The sequence below is a fragment of the Ancylobacter sp. VNQ12 genome, assembly GCF_049445835.1.
Lineage (GTDB): Bacteria > Pseudomonadota > Alphaproteobacteria > Rhizobiales > Xanthobacteraceae > Ancylobacter.
Genome location: NZ_JBMSDU010000014.1, coordinates 39,141 through 55,701, shown reverse-complemented (window position 1 = coordinate 55,701; position 16,561 = coordinate 39,141). Strand labels below are relative to the sequence as shown.

The window sequence follows — 16,561 nt, the reverse complement described above, 5'->3', positions numbered from 1 at the left end:
ATAGCCGGCGGCCCACCTGCCCGTATCAGCGCAAAATTCTGAGACAGTTTCTGCCGGACGTGGAGAATTGCCGTCCATGCCCGAGCGGCACGCGCAAGAAATACCCCAGACAGGACGGGTGTCGCTGCCCGGGGATCGGAAGGTCCCGGCCTTGGCACGGGACGCTCAGGCCCGCTTCTGGTTGTAGACGTCGAGGCAGACGGCGCCGAGCAGGACGAGGCCCTTGATCACCTGCTGGTAGTCGATGCCGATGCCCAGGATCGACATGCCGTTGTTCATCACGCCCATGATCAGCGCGCCGATCACCGCGCCGCCGACCCGCCCGACCCCGCCATAGGCCGAGGCGCCGCCGATGAAGCAGGCGGCGATCACGTCGAGCTCGAAGCCGAGGCCGGCCTTGGGCGTCGCCGTGTTCAGCCGCGCGGCGAAGATGAGACCCGCCAGCGCCGCCAGCACGCCCATATTGACGAAGGTGAGGAAGGTCAGCCGCTCGGTCTTGATGCCCGACAGCTTGGCCGCCTTCTCATTGCCGCCCACCGCATAGATCTGCCGGCCGATCGTGGTGCGCGTGGTGACGAAGGCATAGAGCGCGATCAGCGCGACCATGATGACGAGCACGTTCGGCAGGCCGCGATGCGAGGCGATGAGATAGGCGAAATAGACGATGACGGCGAACAGCAGCGCATTCTTGGCGAGGAAGAAGCCATAGGGCTCGGTCTCGATGTGATGGGCCTCCTGCCGGGCGCGGCTGCGGAAATTCTGCCAGACCAGCACCATGGCCAGCAGCGCACCGATGGCGAGCGAGGTCGGATAGAGCGCGCCGGCATCCGGCAGCAGTTCGGGAATGAAGCCGGAAGAGAGCTTCTGGAACGCCGGCGGGAAGGGCCCGACCGACTGGCCCGCCAGGATGGCCAGCGCCAGCCCCTTGAACACCAGCATGCCGGCCAGCGTCACGATAAAGGACGGGATCTTGAAATAGGCCACCCAATAGCCCTGCGCCGCACCGATCAGCCCGCCCAGCGCCAGGCAGATGAGCGCCGCCGGAAGATAGGGCACGCCGTAGCGCACCATCAGAACCGCCGCCACGGCGCCGATGAAGCCCGCGACCGATCCGACCGAGAGGTCGATGTGGCCGGTGACGATGACCAGCAGCATGCCCAGCGCCATGATGACGATGTAGCTGTTCTGCAGCACGAGGTTGGTCAGGTTGAGCGGACGCATCAGCGTGCCGTCGGTCACCACCTCGAAGAAGATCATGATGGCGAACAGCGAGATCAGCATCCCGTATTCGCGCAGATTGTTCTTCAGGAAGCCGGCATGCTGCGACTTCTCCTTCAGCGCGGCTTCGCTCATGAAAGTGCCTCCTTGGGGCGCTGTTCTGCCTTGCGCATAATGGCGCGCATGATCTTCTCCTGCGTGGCCTCGGCGGCGGCGAACTCGCCGACGAAGGCGCCCTCGTTCATCACGCAGATGCGGTCGCAGATGCCGATGAGTTCCGGCATCTCGGAGGAGATCACCACCACGCCTTTGCCGGCATCCGCCAGTTCGTTGATGATGCAGTAGATTTCGTACTTCGCGCCGACATCGATGCCGCGCGTCGGCTCGTCGAGGATCAGCACCTTCGGGTCGGTGAACAGCCATTTCGACAGCACCACCTTCTGCTGGTTGCCGCCGGAAAGCTTGCCGGTTTCCTGGAACACGCTGTGGCTGCGAATGCGCATGCGGCCGCGATAGTCCGAGGCGACGCGCAGCTCCTTCAGGTCGTCGATCACCTGCGCCGAGGCGATCGCCGGCAGGTTGGCGAGCGTGACATTCTTGCGGATGTCCTCCGCCAGCAACAGGCCGAGCTGCTTGCGGTCCTCGGTGACATAGGCGAGCCCGGCGTCGATGGCGCGCCGCACGGTGGAGAGGTCGACCTCGTGCCCCTCGATCTCGGCGCGGCCGCCGATCTTCTGCCCCCAGGAGCGGCCGAAGATGCTCATGGCGAATTCGGTGCGCCCGGCGCCCATCAGCCCGGCAATGCCGACGATCTCCCCGCGCCGCACGTTGAAATCGACGTTCTTGATCACCTGCCGGTCGGCGTGCTGGGGATGATAGGCGCTCCAGTCCGTCACCTTGAAGATGGTGTCGCCCGCGGCCACGGATCCGGCCTCGCGCCTGGGGTAGCGGTGCTCGAGATCGCGATCGACCATGCGGCGGATGATGCGGTCTTCCTCCACCGCGCCGTCCTTGCAGTCCAGCGTGTCGACGGTGCGCCCGTCGCGCAGCACGGTGATGCGGTCGGCGACCTTCGAGACCTCGTTCAGCTTGTGCGAGATAAGGATCGAGGCGATGCCCTGCGCCTTGAATTCGAGCAGCAGGTCGAGCAGCGCCGCGCTGTCCTTCTCGGACAGGCTGGCGGTGGGCTCGTCGAGAATGAGCAGGCGCACCTTCTTCGACAGCGCCTTGGCGATTTCCACCAGCTGCTGCTTGCCCACCCCGATATTGGTCACCAGCGTGTCGGGAGCCTCATCGAGCCCCACCTTGGCGAGCAGCTCCTTGGTGCGCCGGTGCACCGCGCCGCGGTCGATGACGCCGAAGCGGCCCGGCGGATTGGCGATGAAGATGTTCTCGGCGATCGACATCAGCGGAATCAGCGCGAGTTCCTGATGGATGATGATGATGCCGAGCTGTTCACTGTCGTTGATGTCGCTGAAGCGGCGCTCCTCGCCGTCGAAGATGATGGCGCCCTCATAGGAACCATGCGGGTAGACCCCGCTCAGCACCTTCATCAGCGTGGATTTGCCCGCGCCATTCTCGCCGACAAGGGCATGGATCTCGCCGGGCTCGACGGTGAAACGCACGTCGCTCAGCGCCTTCACCCCGGTGAAGTGCTTGCTGATGCCCTGCATTTCGAGAAGAGCGTTCATATGTCGCCTTGCCTCTGAACCTGGCCCATCTTTCGCGCAGTTTCGGGACGTCGCCCCGCAACTGCCGAGAGAGCGACCGAACTCCCTCTCCCCGTCGGGGAGAGGGTGGGGTGAGGGGTCTTCGACGCGCCCCAAGCGCTAAAGCCCCTCACCGACCCGCTTCGCGGGCCACCTCTCCCCGACGGGGAGAGGGATTGGGCGCCGATCAGTTGATCTGGCCGGGCTTGTAGTAGCCCGAGCCGATCAGCACCGCTTCCCAGTTGCCCTTGTCGACGACGACCGGCTTCAGCAGGAAGGACGGCACGACCTTCTTGCCGTTGTTGTAGGTCTTGGTGTCGTTGACCGTCGGCTCCTTGCCCGAGAGCGAGGCGTCGACCATGTCGGCGGTCACCTTGGCGAGTTCGCGGGTGTCCTTGAAAATGGTCGAGTACTGCTCGCCGGCGAGGATCGACTTCATCGACGGCACTTCCGCGTCCTGCCCGGTGACAACAGGCATCTTCATGCTGCCCGAGCCGTAGCCGACGCCCTTGAGCGAGGACAGGATGCCGATGGACAGGCCGTCATAGGGCGAGAGCACGCCGTCGAGCTTCTTGTCGGTGTAGTAGGCGCTGAGCAGGTTATCCATGCGCGCCTGGGCGGTGGCGCCGTCCCAGCGCAGGGTCGAGACCTTGTCCATGCCCATCTGGCCGGACGCGATCTTGATCGTGCCGTTGTCGATCAGCGGCTTCAGCACGGAGAGCGCGCCATCATAGAAGAAGTAGGCGTTGTTGTCGTCCGGCGAGCCGCCGAACAGCTCGACATTGAACGGCCCCTTATTGGCGGGATAGCCGAGGCCCTTGAGCAGCGATTCCGCCTGCAGCACGCCGACCTGGAAATTGTCGAAGGTCGCGTAATAGTCGACATTCGGCGTCTCGCGGATCAGCCGGTCATAGGCGATGACCTTGATGCCCTTGTCATGCGCCTGCTTGAGCACGTCGGACAGGGTGGTGCCATCGATGGAGGCGATCACCAGCACCTTGGCGCCCTTGGTCACCATGTTCTCGATCTGCGAGAGCTGGTTGGGAATGTCGTCCTCGGCATATTGCAGGTCGGTGTTGTAGCCGCGCTCCTTCAGCACCTTCACCATGTTGTCGCCGTCGGCGATCCAGCGGGCGGAGGATTTGGTGGGCATGGCGATGCCGACCGTCGCCTTCTGCTGCGCGAGGGCGGGAGGGGCGAAGGCCAGCGCGGCGAGCGCGAGGGCGGAAAGCGTGGTGGCAAGCAGGGTCTTGTTCAGGCGTTTCATGTTGGACTCCCTTAGGGGGTTGAGGGCCGCCTTTGGCGTGCCGGGTTCTTGGCGGACGAGCCGCACCTGGTTTTCCGCGCCCTAGCCTCCGGCGCGCAGTGTCTCCCGCGAGGTTGCGAAGGCCGCGTCATAGGCGGCGATGATCGTGCGCGCCCTGGCCCGCACCTCGCCGGCCGTGGCGCCGGGGCGATACAGGCTGGAGCCGAGCCCGAAGGTGCGGATGCCGGCGCTGGCATAGGCGGCGAACTCGTCCGCGCCGACGCCGCCCACCGCGCCGACCACGGTTCCCGTCGGCAGCACCACCGAAATGGCGCGGATGATCGACGGGCCGAGCAAATTGGCGGGAAAGAACTTCAGCCCCGAGGCCCCGGCCTTCACCGCCGCGAGCGCCTCGGTCGGGGTCAGCACGCCGGGCATGGCGACCATGCCGTGATGGCTCGCGCGGGCGATCACCTCGGGGTCGACATTCGGGCTGACCATGAGCCTTCCGCCGGCGGCGGCGAGCCGGTCGACCTCGGCAACCTCGAGCACGGTACCCGCACCGATGAGCATGCCGGCCGGAGCGAGGCGGGCGGCCGCCTCGATGGAACGGAACGGATCGGGCGAGTTCAGCGGGATCTCGATCGCCTCCAGCCCTTCCTCGATCAGCGTATTGGCGATCGCCTCCACCTCGGGCGGGCAGACCCCGCGCAGGATGGCAATGAGCGGACGCCGCATGGACGGCCATGGGATGCGGTTCGGCGAGGGAGCGTTCATGCGGAAACCCTTTCCAGCCGGAAGGCACTGAGAGCCGCAGCGTGCAGGCCGGCACGCACGCAGTCGTCGGCCTCGCGCGCAACCACGCCCGTGGCACCGGCCAGCGACAGCGCGCGCCGATAGGCCGGTGCGGCCGGGCCCGAGGCGATGAGCGCGACGTTCTCCAGCGTGCCGAGCAGCCGCGCCGCCCCGGCGAGTTCGGCGCCGATCAGCAGGCCGGAAAGCCGCGCCAGCGTGCCCGCCGGATCTTCGCCCACCAGCAGCCAGGAGGCGCGCAGCCGGAACAGCTGGTTGCCCAGCGTCTCCGGCAGGGTGAGGCCGTCGCCGACGCCGCGCGCGAAGGCGGCAGAGTCCGGGTCGACCGCGACCGCGGTGGCGACGGCCGGCGCGATCACCGAGCCGGTCCGCAGCAGCTGGAACAGCTCGCCGGTCATGAAGGTGGCGAAGCGCCTGGCCTCGCCGTTTTCGACCACGACCCATTTGGAATGGGTGCCGGGCAGGCAGGCGAGCCCGTGAAAACCCTCGCGGGCCAGCGGCAGCAGCTGGGTTTCCTCGCCGCGCATCACGTCGTGGCGATCCGCCTCGCGCTGGGCGAGGCCGGGCAGGAGGCGGATGAGCCGGCGCGCGGAAGGCACATGCACCGCCCGCTCGGCAAGGCCGTCCAGCCCGGCGGGGATGTCGACATAGGCGGCCTCGACCCAGCCGCCGCGCGCCCCGACCATGCCGCACATCATCACCGGAATGCCGTCGCCGATGCCCAGCGCGGCGAGATGGCTTTCAAGGACCGCCTCGAAGCCTTCCGTGGCCGCAGCGATCATTCCCTGCGCGCTCCGCCGCTCGCCCCGCACATTGCCGGCGCGGTCGAGCGCCCACAGCCGGAAGCTCGACGTGCCCCAGTCGACGACGACATGCGAAACCCCGCCCATCACAGACCTCCCAGCCTGACGCGCGGCTCGGCGCGGCCGCGTGCGCCGATGTCGAGCAGGAAGGTCTGGCCATGGCCGGGATCGGCCGCGCGCAAGGCGGCGCCCATGCTTTCCCAGGCGGAGGTGACCAGCAGCCGGTCAAAGGCCGGCCCGACGAAGACCGGGCAGCTCGGCTGGCGGGCCGGCACGGCGATGCGGCGCACCAGCGCCCCGGCCGGCGAATAGACGTTGACGCAGCCCCCACCCCAGATGGCGCACCAGATCAGCCCTTCCGCATCCGTCACCGCACCATCGAGCCCGCCGGAGCCTGCATGGCACAGCAGCGCGGTCGGCGGTTCGAGCGGCAGGCCGGTCGCGGGATCGAGCCTGACCCGGTAGAGCCGGTTCTCGACCGTGTCGGCGAAGTAGCCGGTGGCGCCGTCGGGGCTGAAGCAGATGGCGTTCGGGATGGCGAGGCCGGTGAACAGCGGCGTGAGCGTGCCCGCATGGAACGCGTAGATGCGGCCGGCGCCCTTTTCGGCACGGCGACCCATCGTGCTGGTCCAGAAGGTGCCGGATGGATGAACGCGCGCATCGTTGGAGCGGGTGCGGGCGTCCTCGGCCTCGATGGCGACGAGCCGCTCCAGACGGCCGGTGGCGATGTCGCGCAGATGCAGCCCGTCTTCGGCGACGAGCAGCTGGCGCGCATCGTCGACCATGGCAAGCGCGCTCGCCATCACCGGCAGGGCGTGGACGGCGATGCGGCGATCGCCGAGGTGCGCCTCGTGCAGCGTGCCGCCGAGAATGTCGAACCACCAGGCGGTGTCGCTGGCGGCGTCATAGGTCGGGCCCTCGCCGAGATGGCAGCGGGCGGCATCCAGCACCCGCACCGGCACGGTCTCGGGGGCGCGGGTGGCGGGGGTAATGGCCTCAATGGTTGTCACGCGGCATCCCCATGGTCTGGGCAATGCGCTGGTAGCGCACCGCCGGTTCCAGCACCGCGCCGCTCTCCAGCTGGCCGACAAAGGCGCGCTGGATCTCCTGCCAGGGCGTCTGGCTGGGCGGATAGGGGTAGCCGCCGGCGGCGGCGAGGGCCTGCCGCCGCTGTTCGAGCTCTTCCTCGGCAACCAGCATGCTGGCGCTGTTGCGCTTCAGGTCGATGCGCACCCGGTCGCCGGTGCGCAGCAGAGCAAGGCCCCCGCCCACCGCCGCTTCCGGCGAGGCATTGAGGATAGAGGGCGAGCCGGACGTGCCGGACTGGCGCCCGTCGCCGATACAGGGCAGCGCCGCCACGCCCGCCTTGATGAGGTAGTCGGGCGCGCGCATGTTCACCACCTCCGCCGCGCCGGGATAGCCGACCGGGCCGGCACCGCGCATGAACAGGATGGTGGTCTCGTCGATGGCGAGCGCGGGATCGTCGATGCGGGCGTGGTAGTCCTCCGGCCCGTCGAACACCACGGCGCGGCCCTCGAAGGCTTCCGGGTCGTCCGGGTTGGAGAGGTAGCGCGCGCGGAACTCCGCCGAGATGACGCTGGTCTTCATGATGGCGGAGGAGAACAGATTGCCGCGCAGCACGCGGAAGCCGGCCTTCTCCTTCAGCGGCTTGTCATAAGGCCGGATCACCGCTTCGTCGGCGATCGGCGTGCCGCGGCAGTTCTCGCTGATGGTGCGTCCATTGGCGGTCATCGCGCCTTCGGCGATGAGGCCCTGATCGATCAGCTGGCTGACCACGGCCGGCACGCCGCCGGCGTGGTAATAATCCTCCCCGAGATACTCGCCCGCCGGCTGGAGGTTCACCAGCAGCGGCACCTCCTCACCATAGGTCTGCCAGTCGTCGATGGTCAGCTCGACGCCGACATGGCGGGCGAGCGCATTGAGGTGGATGGGGGCGTTGGTCGAGCCGCCAATCGCGGAATTCACCCGAATGGCATTGAGGAAGGCGTCGCGGGTGAGGATGTCGGACGGCTTCAGATCCTCATGCACCATGTCGACGATGCGCAGCCCGGTGCGATAGGCGATCTCCTGCCGGTCGCGATAGGGCGCGGGAATCGCCGCCGAGCCCGGCAGTTGCATGCCGAGCGCCTCGGCCAGCGAGTTCATCGTGGTCGCCGTGCCCATGGTGTTGCAATAGCCGGTGGAGGGCGCGGAGGACGCCACCAGCTTGACGAAGCCGGCCCGGTCGATCTCGCCCTTGGCCAGCAATTCGCGGGCCTTCCACACGATGGTGCCGGAGCCGGTGCGCTCGCCCTTGTACCAGCCGTTCAGCATCGGCCCGACCGAGAGCGCGATGGCGGGAATGTTCACCGTGGCCGCCGCCATGAGACAGGCCGGGGTGGTCTTGTCGCAGCCGATGGTCAGCACCACGCCGTCGAGCGGGTAGCCGTAAAGCGTCTCGACCAGGCCGAGATAGGCAAGGTTGCGGTCGAGCCCGGCAGTGGGGCGCTTGCCGGTCTCCTGGATCGGATGCACCGGGAATTCGATGGCGATGCCGCCGGCCTCGCGAATGCCCTCGCGCACCCGCTTGGCGAGTTCCAGATGATGCCGGTTGCAGGGCGAGAGGTCCGAGCCGGTCTGCGCGATGCCGATGATCGGCCGCCCGCTCTGCAACTCCTCCTGGCTGAGACCGAAATTGAGGTAGCGCTCGATATAGAGCGCGGTCATGTCGATATTGGCCGGGTTGTCGAACCAGGCCCTGGAGCGGAGCGTCCGGTCGGTCTTCGGTGCCTTGCCGTGCATGACGATGCTCTTGGCTTTCAATAGTCGAAGGGAGCAGCGAGCGAGCGCCGGCCGAGCAGGAAGGCATCGGCGACGAGGCTCAGCGGCGCGAGGTCGACATCGCACGCGCCGGCCCCGATCAGTTCGACGAAGTGCCGGTAGATGCCGGCATATTCGGCCTCCTTCGCATCGATCAGCGGCGCGTCGTCATGGAACAGCTTCGCGCCGCCGGCCGACAAGGTGAGGGTGCCCCGGTCGGTCTCGATGGCGATGTCCCAGCTCTGCGGGCCGGTCTGGAGGAAATCCAGCTCGGCGCGGATCGGCAGGCCGCCGGCATCGGCGAGATCCAGCTCGGCGGCGATGGGCGCGTCGCGATTGGCCGGGAAGGCGAGGTGCGCCGAGGTGACGAAGACCGGGCGCGGCAGGATGCGGGTGAGGATCGACAGCGCGTTGATGGCGGGATCGAACACGCCGAGCCCGCCGGGCTCGAAGATCCAGTCCTGTCCGGGATGCCAGACCCGCACATCTTCCTTCCAGATGATCGTCACCGAACGAAGCGCGCACGCGGCGAGGAAGGCGCGGGCGGGCTCGACGGCCGGCGCGAAGCGCGAATGCCAGGTGGCGAACAGCGTCCGCCCGGAAGCCTGCGCCGCTGCGACTAGGGGCCCGATCTCGCTCACCGTGGCGCCGGGCGGCTTTTCCAGCAGCACATGCTTGCCGGCTTCCAGCGCCGCCTGCGCCTGCGCGCGGCGGACCTGCGGCGGGGTGCACAGCGCGACCGCGTCGATCGGTGTGCCGCTCGCCAGCATCTCCTCCAGCGTGGCGAAATGGGCGACGCCGTCCAGCGCCGCATTGCGGCTGGCGATGGCGACGAGTTCGATTCCCGCCGTCTTCGCGATGGCGGGAAGGTGCTGGTCGCGGGCGATCTTGCCGAGGCCGACAATGGCGAGGCGGATGGGGTTCATGAGCGCGGCTCCCGTGGCATGGCCGGTACGCCGTCGACGAGGCGGGGCAGGTTGAGCGGGTTGTCGCCTTGCACGGCGGCCGGCAGCAGCACCTCGGGCAGGTCCTGGTAGCAGACCGGGCGCAGGAAGCGGCGGATGGCGAGCGTGCCGACCGAGGTCGAGCGCGGGTCGGAGGTGGCGGGGAACGGGCCGCCATGCACCATCGCGTGGCACACCTCGACGCCGGTCGGCCAGCCATTGGCGAGGATGCGCCCGGCCTTCTCCTCGAGGATCGGCAGCAGAAGGGCCGCGAGAGCGTGATCGGCGGTGTCCAGATGCAGCGTGGCGGTGAGCTGGCCCTCGACCGCGCGGGCAACGGCGAGCATTTCCTCTTCGCTCGTGCAGGCCACCACCAGCGAGGAGGCACCGAACACTTCATGCGACAGCGCCGGCTCGCTCACGAAAGTGGCGGCGTCGGTGACGAACAGCGCCGGGCGGCAGGCATTGGGCCCGCCCGTCGTGCCGCCGCGTGCCACCTCCTCGGCCGCGCCGCTCGCCTCAATGGCAGCGATGCCCCGCGCATAGGCCTGGGCAATGCCGGGGGTGAGCATGGTGGCGGAGGACGCAGTCTCCAGAGCGGCGCGGGCAGTGGTGAGGAAGCGGTGCAGGTCGTCACCGGCCAACGCGATGACGAGGCCGGGATTGGTGCAGAACTGGCCGGCGCCCATGGTGAGGGAGGCGACGAAGCCGGCGCCGAGCGCTTCCGCCCGCGCCTTGAGCGCGCCGGGCAGCAGGAACACCGGGTTGATGCTGCTCATCTCGGCATAGACCGGGATCGGCACCGGGCGGCTAGTGGCGATGTTCACCAGCGCAAGCCCGCCGGCCCGCGAGCCGGTGAAGCCCACCGCCCTGATGCGCGGGTCCGCCACCAGCGCCGCGCCGAGTTCATGGCTGGTGCCGGTGACGAGCGAGAACACGCCCTCGGGCAGGCCGGCCTGCGCCACCGCCTCGCGGACGGCGCGGCCGACCAGCTCCGACGTGCCGGGATGGGCGGGATGGCCCTTCACCACGACCGGACAGCCGGCGGCGAGCGCGGAGGCGGTGTCGCCGCCCGCGACCGAGAAGGCGAGCGGAAAGTTCGAGGCGCCGAACACCGCCACCGGCCCGATGCCGATATGGCGCAGACGCAGATCCGCGCGCGGCAGCGGCATGCGTTCGGGCAGCGGGGAATCGAGGCGCGGCTCGTCGGCGCCGCCGGAGCGCACCCAGCTGGCGAACAGGCGCAACTGGCCGGTGGTGCGCGCGCGCTCGCCCTGCAGGCGGGCGACGGGCAGGCCGGTTTCCTGCGCGGCACGCTCGACCAACGCGTCGCCGACGGCCTCGATCCGCGCGGCGATGAGGTCGAGGAAGGCGGCGCGGGCCGCGGGCGTGGTGGCGCGATAGACAGGGAAAGCCTCGGCCGCCAGCGCGGCGGCCTGCGCGACCTCCTCGGGCCCGGCCTCGGTGAAGGCGGGCTCGATTGCCGCGCCGCGCGCGGGATCGATGGCACGGAAACTCCGCGCCCCGGTGATATCGCGGGCCCCGATGAGGGCGGCTCCGGTGAGCATGCTCAGCGCCCCCATTTCAGCACGACCGGGTCGAGCCGGCGGGCGATCTCGATGAGGCCGGCGCGGGTGGCCGGGTGCACCGGCGGCAGCGGCGCGCGCAGCGTGTCATGGGCGATCACCCCGCCCTCCTTCATCAGGATCTTGCACGCCGCCAAGCCGGTCTGGCGGTTCTCGTAATTGATCAGCGGCAGCCAGCGCTCATAGGCCGTGATCGCCGCCTCGCGATCACCGGCGACATAGGGGTCGATGATCTGGCGGATGCCGTCGGGATAGCCGCCCCCGGTCATGGCGCCGGTGGCACCGGCGTCGAGATCAGCCATCAGGGTGATCGCCTCCTCGCCATCCCACGGGCCGACGATGTCGTCGCCGCCGGCCTCGATGAGCGCGCGCAGCTTGTTCGCCGCGCCGGGCACCTCGATCTTGAAATAGGCGAGGTGCTCGATCTCCTTCGCCATCTTCGCGAGGAACGGCACGGAGAGCGGCGTGCCGGCGACGGGGGCGTCCTGCACCATGATCGGAATGCCGATGGCGTCCGAGACCGCGCGATAGAAATCGTAGATCGCCGCTTCCGGCACGCGGAAGGTGGCGCCGTGATAGGGCGGCATCACCATCACCATCGCCGCGCCCATCTCCTGCGCCCGGCGGGAGCGCGCGGCGCAGACGAAGGTCGAGAAATGGGTGGTGGTGACGATGACCGGCACCCGGCCGGCGACATGCTCCAGCACCGTCGTCATGACGAGATCGCGCTCGTCATCGGTGAGGACGAACTGCTCGGAGAAATTGGCGAGGATGCACAGGCCGTTGGAGCCGGCGTCGATCATGCAGTCGATGGCGCGCTTCTGGCCCTCGAGGTCGAGCCGGCCCTCGGCGTCAAACACCGTGGGAGCAACCGGGAAGACGCCCTTATAGGGCCGGGCGGCGGAAGTCGTGGTCATCATGCACCCTTAGTGATTGTCGCGGGCGACGGGCGAACCCGAGCGGCCGACCAGGAAGTCGAAATCGGCGCCACGGTCGGCCTGCAACACATGGTCGATGTAAAGCCGCTGGTAGCCGCGCGCGGCGTGCGGTTCCGGCGCCACCCAGGCGGCGCGGCGTGCGGCCAGCTCCTCCTCGCTCACATGCAGGTGCAGCGCGCGGGCGGGCACGTCGAGAGTGATCAGGTCGCCATTCCGCACCAGCGCCAGCGGCCCGCCGGCGGTCGCCTCCGGGGCGACATGCAGCACCACGGTGCCATAGGCGGTGCCGGACATGCGGGCATCGGAAATGCGGATCATGTCGCGCACGCCCTCGCGCAGCAGCTTAGCGGGCAGCGGCATGTTGCCGACCTCGGCCATGCCGGGATAGCCCTTCGGCCCGCAATGCTTCAGCACCATGATGCAGCTGGCGTCGATATCCAGCGCCTCGTCATTCACGCCGTGATGCATCTCCTCGACGCTTTCGAACACCACGGCGCGGCCGGTGTGCTGCAACAGGTGCGGCGAGGCGGCGGAAGGCTTGATGACGGCGCCGTCCGGCGCGAGGTTGCCCCTCAGAATGGCGATGCCGGCATCCGCCTTGAACGGCGCCTCGAAGGAGGTGATGACTTCGGCGTTCCAGTTCGGCGCCTTCTCGACATTCTCCCAGATGCTCCGCCCGTTCACGGTGCGGGCGTCCTTGTGCAGCAGCCCACGCTCGCCGAGCGCGCGCAGCACGGCGGGCAGGCCGCCGGCATAGTAGAAGTCCTCCATCAGGAAGCGGCCGGACGGCATCAGATCGACGAGGCAATGGATGTCGCGGCCGAGCCGGTCGAAATCCGCCAGAGTGAGGTCGACGCCGACGCGGCCGGCAATGGCGAGCAGATGCACCACGGCATTGGTCGAGCCGCCGATCGCCGCCAAGGTACGGACAGCGTTCTCGAACGCTTCGCGGGTGAGGATGTCGGAGGGCTTCAGATCCTCCTGCACCATCTCGACGATGCGCCGCCCGGCCATGCGCGCCAGCAGGTTGCGCCGCGCGTCGACGGCGGGGATGGCGGCATTCTCCGGCAGGCCGAGCCCCAGCGCCTCGACCATCGAGGCCATGGTGGAGGCGGTGCCCATGGTCATGCAGGAACCGGAGGAGCGGTTCATGCCCGCTTCCGCCTCGTGGAATTCCTCCAGCGTCACCTCGCCGGCGCGCAATTGCTCGCTCATCGAGATGATGTTGGTGCCCGAACCGATGATCTGGCCGCGATAGACCCCGCGCAGCTGCGGCCCGCCGGAAACGCCGATCGCCGGCAGGTCGGCCGAGGCCGCCCCCATCAGCAGCGCCGGGGTGGTCTTGTCGCAGCCCATCAAGAGCACCACGCCATCGAGCGGATGGGCGCGGATCGCCTCCTCCACATCCATCGAGGCAAGGTTGCGGAACAACATGGCGGTGGGGCGCATCGTCACCTCGCCGAGCGAGGAGACGGGGAATTCGAGCGGGTAGCCGCCCGCGTCCAGCACGCCGCGCCGGACATGCTCGGCGAGATCGCGGAAATGGATGTTGCAGGGCGTAAGCTCGGACCAGGTGTTGCAGATGCCGATGACTGGGCGCCCGTCGAAACGGTCCTGCGGCTGGCCGGAATTCTTCAGGAACGAGCGATAATAGAAGCCCATCTTGTCCTGACGGCCGAACCAGCTCTGGCTCCGGAGCGCCTTCCTGTCGTCATTGCTCGATCCGTCGTCGCTCATCTGGGCACCCGTTCAGCCTGCCGCGCCATGGCGGCGCAGGCCGTTGAAGATCACATTGGTCATGGCGGCCGCGGCCGCCTCCGCGTCCTTGTCGGCGATGGCCTCGACGATGCGCTCATGCGCGGCCACCGCGATGTCGTGCTCGCGCGCGTCGCCCGGAGCGGAGAGCACGAAGGAGGCACGCAGCGCCGCCTCGATCACCGCGCCAATGGAGCGCATGAAGGGATTGCCGGAGGCGGTGGCGACCGCGACATGCAGCGTAAGGTCGGCCTCCGCGAAGCTGTCCGACGCGCCGGGCTGGTCCTTCATCCGGCCGACGGCCCGGCGCAGGATGGCGAGGTCTTCCTCGGTGCGGCGCTCGGCGGCCAGCGCGGCCGCGCGGGGTTCGACGGCCAGCCTGATCTCGGAGAGGTCGCGCAGGAAGCGCTTGTCGATGCCGGCGTCGAGATGCCAGGCCAGCACGTCCGGGTCGAACATGTTCCAGGCGGCGCGCTCGCGCACCACCGTGCCGACCCGCGCCTTGGTGGAGAGCAGGCCCTTGGCCACCAGCGTCTTCACGCTTTCGCGCAGCACCGGCCGGGAGACGCCGAACAGTAATGTCAGCTCGGCGTCGCCCGGCAGCTTGGCGCCCTCGCCATAGCGCCCGGAAATGATGTCGATGCCGATGGTGCGGGCGATGCCGGCATGGTTCGAATGGGCGCGGCGGGCCGGGATGACGATGATCTGCGAGGCATTCGGCGCGCTCATGGGTGGACTCCGGCCGGGGCGCGCCGCGACCGGCGCGCGAGGTGCAGGGTCAGCTGCTGGAAGGCGATGAACGCGAACAGCAGCAGCCCGGTGGCGATCTTCGCCCACCAGCTCGACAGCGAACCGTCGAAGCTGATGTAGGTCTGGATCAGCCCTTGTATCAGCACGCCGAGGAAGGAGCCGAAGACGAAGCCGTAGCCGCCCGACAGCAGCGTGCCGCCGATCACCACCGCCGCGATGGCGTCGAGCTCGACGCCGACCGCCGAGAGCGAATAGCCCGACGAGGTGTAGAGCGAGAAGACGATGCCGGAGAGCCCGGCGAGCACGCTCGACAGCGTGTAGATCAGCACGGTGGTGCGCGCGACGTTGATGCCCATCAGCGAGGTGGCGGCACGCGAGCCGCCGAGCGCATAGACATTCGCCCCGAAGCGGGTGAGATGCAGCAGCACCATGCCGGCGACCACGACGGCCAGCATGATCATCGCCGGCACGGTGAGCCGGGCGCCGCCATCGAAACGCAAGGCATGGTCGGACAGGTGGGAATAGAGCTCCGCGTTGATCGGGATGGACTCCGTCGACATCAGGAAGCTCAAGCCCCGCGCCAGAAACATGCCGGCCAGCGTGACGATGAAGGAGGGCAGTTCGAAATACTGGATCACCGCCCCCATCGCCGCGCCGAAGCCGGCGCAGAGGACGAGGATGAGCACGAAGGCCGCGAGCGGGGGCACTCCCCAGCGCTCGATGGCCAGCGCCAGGAACACGGTGGTGAAGCCGATCACCGAGCCGACGGAGAGGTCGATGCCGCCGGAGATGATGACGAAGGTCATGCCCACCGCGACGATGCCGAGGAAGGCATTGTCGGTGACGAGGTTCATCACCACCCGCAGCGAGGCGAAATTCGGGTAGACCGCCGAGCACAGGAGGAAGCCGGCAAGGAACACCGCCGTGGTGGCGAGGACCGGCGTCAGGCGGCTGATCGAGCGCATCGCATCCCCCTCACGATTTCCTGCGGCCGAACAGCACGCGCAGGCCCGCAATGTGGCCGCCGAGCCGCGGCGATTGCGCGAGCAGCACGGCGAGCACCACCACGGCCTTCACCACCAGATTGGTCTCGGGCGGAAAGCCCGAGAGCAGAATGCCGGTGTTCATCGCCTGGATGATCAGCGCGCCGACCACGGCGAGGATGATCGAGAAGCGCCCGCCGAACAGCGAGGTGCCGCCGATGACCACGGCGAGGATGGCGTCGAGCTCCAGCCACAGCCCGGCATTGTTGGCATCCGCGCCGAGAATGTCGGCCGCCGCGACGATGCCGGCCAGCGCGGCGCACAGCCCGCTCCACATATAGACGGCGACGGTGATGAGCCTTGTGCCGATGCCGGCGAGCGCGCTGGCACGCGGGTTACCGCCGGTCGCCTCGATCATCAGGCCGAGCGCGGTGCCGCGCACGATGAGAAGCGTCAATCCCAGCATGGCGAGGGTGAGCGCGACCGGGGTGGGCAGGCCGAACACCGAACCGCCGCCGAGAAAGGCCAGGTCCGGCGCGGTGAAGGTGACGATGCGCCCTTCGGTGATGAGCTGGGCGATGCCGCGCCCCGCCACCATGAGGATCAGCGTCGCGACGATGGGCTGGATGCCGAGCACCGCCACCAGGAAGCCGTTCCACAGCCCACAGGCGAGGCCGGCGCCAAGCGCGGCGATGAGCACGACCGGCAGCGGATAGCTATCGGCGAGGCTGGCGGCGATGGCTCCGCAGATCGCCATCACCGCACCGACCGACAGGTCGATGCCGCGCATGGCGATGACCAGCACCATGCCGATGGAGAGCAGGGCAACCGGCGCGCCACGATTGAGGACGTCGATGAGGCTGCCGAACAGCCGCCCGTCCTGCAGCCTTATGTCGAAGAACTGCGGCGACACCATCCAGTTGGTGGCGAGGATGAGTGCCAGCGCCACGACCTGCGAAGTACCGATGCGGGGGAGCTTCATGGTCATGCGCCCCT

General features: G+C 68.6%; 14 protein-coding genes. All 14 read right to left on the bottom strand.

Annotated features, from left to right (window positions below):
- Nucleotides 1-165: 165 nt before the first annotated feature.
- The gene (gene mmsB / locus ACO2RV_RS17475; protein ID WP_423295283.1) at nt 166-1,353 is read right to left on the bottom strand and encodes a multiple monosaccharide ABC transporter permease; all 1,188 of its coding nucleotides are present in this window, start codon (nt 1,351-1,353) and stop codon (nt 166-168) included.
- On the bottom strand, nt 1,350-3,044 hold the full coding sequence (gene mmsA, locus ACO2RV_RS17470; protein ID WP_423295280.1) for a multiple monosaccharide ABC transporter ATP-binding protein: 1,695 nt from the start codon (nt 3,042-3,044) through the stop codon (nt 1,350-1,352). The genes mmsB and mmsA overlap by 4 nt, the downstream gene beginning before the upstream one ends.
- Before the next feature lie 70 nt (nt 3,045-3,114).
- A complete protein-coding gene (gene chvE / locus ACO2RV_RS17465; protein WP_423295278.1) occupies nt 3,115-4,194 on the bottom strand; it encodes a multiple monosaccharide ABC transporter substrate-binding protein in 1,080 nt (359 codons plus the stop codon).
- Nucleotides 4,195-4,275: 81 nt separating this feature from the next.
- Entirely contained in the window at nt 4,276-4,950 is a 675-nt protein-coding gene (locus ACO2RV_RS17460) for a 2-dehydro-3-deoxy-6-phosphogalactonate aldolase (RefSeq protein ID WP_423295276.1), read from the bottom strand.
- A complete protein-coding gene (locus tag ACO2RV_RS17455; protein WP_423295274.1) occupies nt 4,947-5,876 on the bottom strand; it encodes a 2-dehydro-3-deoxygalactonokinase in 930 nt (309 codons plus the stop codon). Before ACO2RV_RS17455 ends, ACO2RV_RS17460 begins: the two co-directional genes overlap by 4 nt.
- Nucleotides 5,876-6,799 (bottom strand): SMP-30/gluconolactonase/LRE family protein, encoded by a 924-nt coding sequence (locus ACO2RV_RS17450; protein WP_423295272.1) that lies wholly within the window; start codon nt 6,797-6,799, stop codon nt 5,876-5,878. Before ACO2RV_RS17450 ends, ACO2RV_RS17455 begins: the two co-directional genes overlap by 1 nt.
- A complete protein-coding gene (locus tag ACO2RV_RS17445) occupies nt 6,786-8,591 on the bottom strand; it encodes an IlvD/Edd family dehydratase (protein WP_423295270.1) in 1,806 nt (601 codons plus the stop codon). Before ACO2RV_RS17445 ends, ACO2RV_RS17450 begins: the two co-directional genes overlap by 14 nt.
- A 17-nt stretch (nt 8,592-8,608) precedes the next feature.
- Nucleotides 8,609-9,535, bottom strand: a complete 927-nt coding sequence (locus ACO2RV_RS17440) for a Gfo/Idh/MocA family protein (protein ID WP_423295268.1) — start codon at nt 9,533-9,535, stop codon at nt 8,609-8,611.
- Nucleotides 9,532-11,136 carry an aldehyde dehydrogenase (NADP(+)) gene (locus tag ACO2RV_RS17435; protein WP_423295266.1) on the bottom strand — a complete coding sequence of 535 codons (1,605 nt, stop codon included), beginning with the start codon at nt 11,134-11,136 and terminating at the stop codon, nt 9,532-9,534. The genes ACO2RV_RS17440 and ACO2RV_RS17435 overlap by 4 nt, the downstream gene beginning before the upstream one ends.
- A complete protein-coding gene (locus tag ACO2RV_RS17430; protein ID WP_423295264.1) occupies nt 11,124-12,059 on the bottom strand; it encodes a dihydrodipicolinate synthase family protein in 936 nt (311 codons plus the stop codon). Before ACO2RV_RS17430 ends, ACO2RV_RS17435 begins: the two co-directional genes overlap by 13 nt.
- Before the next feature lie 6 nt (nt 12,060-12,065).
- Nucleotides 12,066-13,814 carry an IlvD/Edd family dehydratase gene (locus ACO2RV_RS17425; RefSeq protein WP_423295262.1) on the bottom strand — a complete coding sequence of 583 codons (1,749 nt, stop codon included), beginning with the start codon at nt 13,812-13,814 and terminating at the stop codon, nt 12,066-12,068.
- A gap of 12 nt (nt 13,815-13,826) precedes the next feature.
- On the bottom strand, nt 13,827-14,561 hold the full coding sequence (locus ACO2RV_RS17420) for a FadR/GntR family transcriptional regulator (RefSeq protein WP_423295260.1): 735 nt from the start codon (nt 14,559-14,561) through the stop codon (nt 13,827-13,829).
- Nucleotides 14,558-15,547 (bottom strand): galactofuranose ABC transporter, permease protein YjfF, encoded by a 990-nt coding sequence (yjfF, locus tag ACO2RV_RS17415; RefSeq protein ID WP_423295258.1) that lies wholly within the window; start codon nt 15,545-15,547, stop codon nt 14,558-14,560. The genes ACO2RV_RS17420 and yjfF overlap by 4 nt, the downstream gene beginning before the upstream one ends.
- A gap of 10 nt (nt 15,548-15,557) precedes the next feature.
- Complete coding sequence (locus ACO2RV_RS17410) at nt 15,558-16,553, bottom strand: ABC transporter permease (protein ID WP_423295256.1); 996 nt, start codon at nt 16,551-16,553, stop codon at nt 15,558-15,560.
- Between the last annotated feature and the right edge of the window lie 8 nt (nt 16,554-16,561).

Coding starts and splice junctions, on each gene's coding strand:
- mmsB (WP_423295283.1), bottom strand. CDS start 1,353: ATGAGCGAAGCCGCGCTGAAGGAGAAGTCGCAGCATGCCGGCTTCCTG.
- chvE (WP_423295278.1), bottom strand. CDS start 4,194: ATGAAACGCCTGAACAAGACCCTGCTTGCCACCACGCTTTCCGCCCTC.
- ACO2RV_RS17460 (WP_423295276.1), bottom strand. CDS start 4,950: ATGAACGCTCCCTCGCCGAACCGCATCCCATGGCCGTCCATGCGGCGT.
- ACO2RV_RS17455 (WP_423295274.1), bottom strand. CDS start 5,876: ATGGGCGGGGTTTCGCATGTCGTCGTCGACTGGGGCACGTCGAGCTTC.
- ACO2RV_RS17445 (WP_423295270.1), bottom strand. CDS start 8,591: ATGCACGGCAAGGCACCGAAGACCGACCGGACGCTCCGCTCCAGGGCC.
- ACO2RV_RS17440 (WP_423295268.1), bottom strand. CDS start 9,535: ATGAACCCCATCCGCCTCGCCATTGTCGGCCTCGGCAAGATCGCCCGC.
- ACO2RV_RS17435 (WP_423295266.1), bottom strand. CDS start 11,136: ATGGGGGCGCTGAGCATGCTCACCGGAGCCGCCCTCATCGGGGCCCGC.
- ACO2RV_RS17430 (WP_423295264.1), bottom strand. CDS start 12,059: ATGATGACCACGACTTCCGCCGCCCGGCCCTATAAGGGCGTCTTCCCG.
- ACO2RV_RS17425 (WP_423295262.1), bottom strand. CDS start 13,814: ATGAGCGACGACGGATCGAGCAATGACGACAGGAAGGCGCTCCGGAGC.
- ACO2RV_RS17420 (WP_423295260.1), bottom strand. CDS start 14,561: ATGAGCGCGCCGAATGCCTCGCAGATCATCGTCATCCCGGCCCGCCGC.
- yjfF (WP_423295258.1), bottom strand. CDS start 15,547: ATGCGCTCGATCAGCCGCCTGACGCCGGTCCTCGCCACCACGGCGGTG.
- ACO2RV_RS17410 (WP_423295256.1), bottom strand. CDS start 16,553: ATGACCATGAAGCTCCCCCGCATCGGTACTTCGCAGGTCGTGGCGCTG.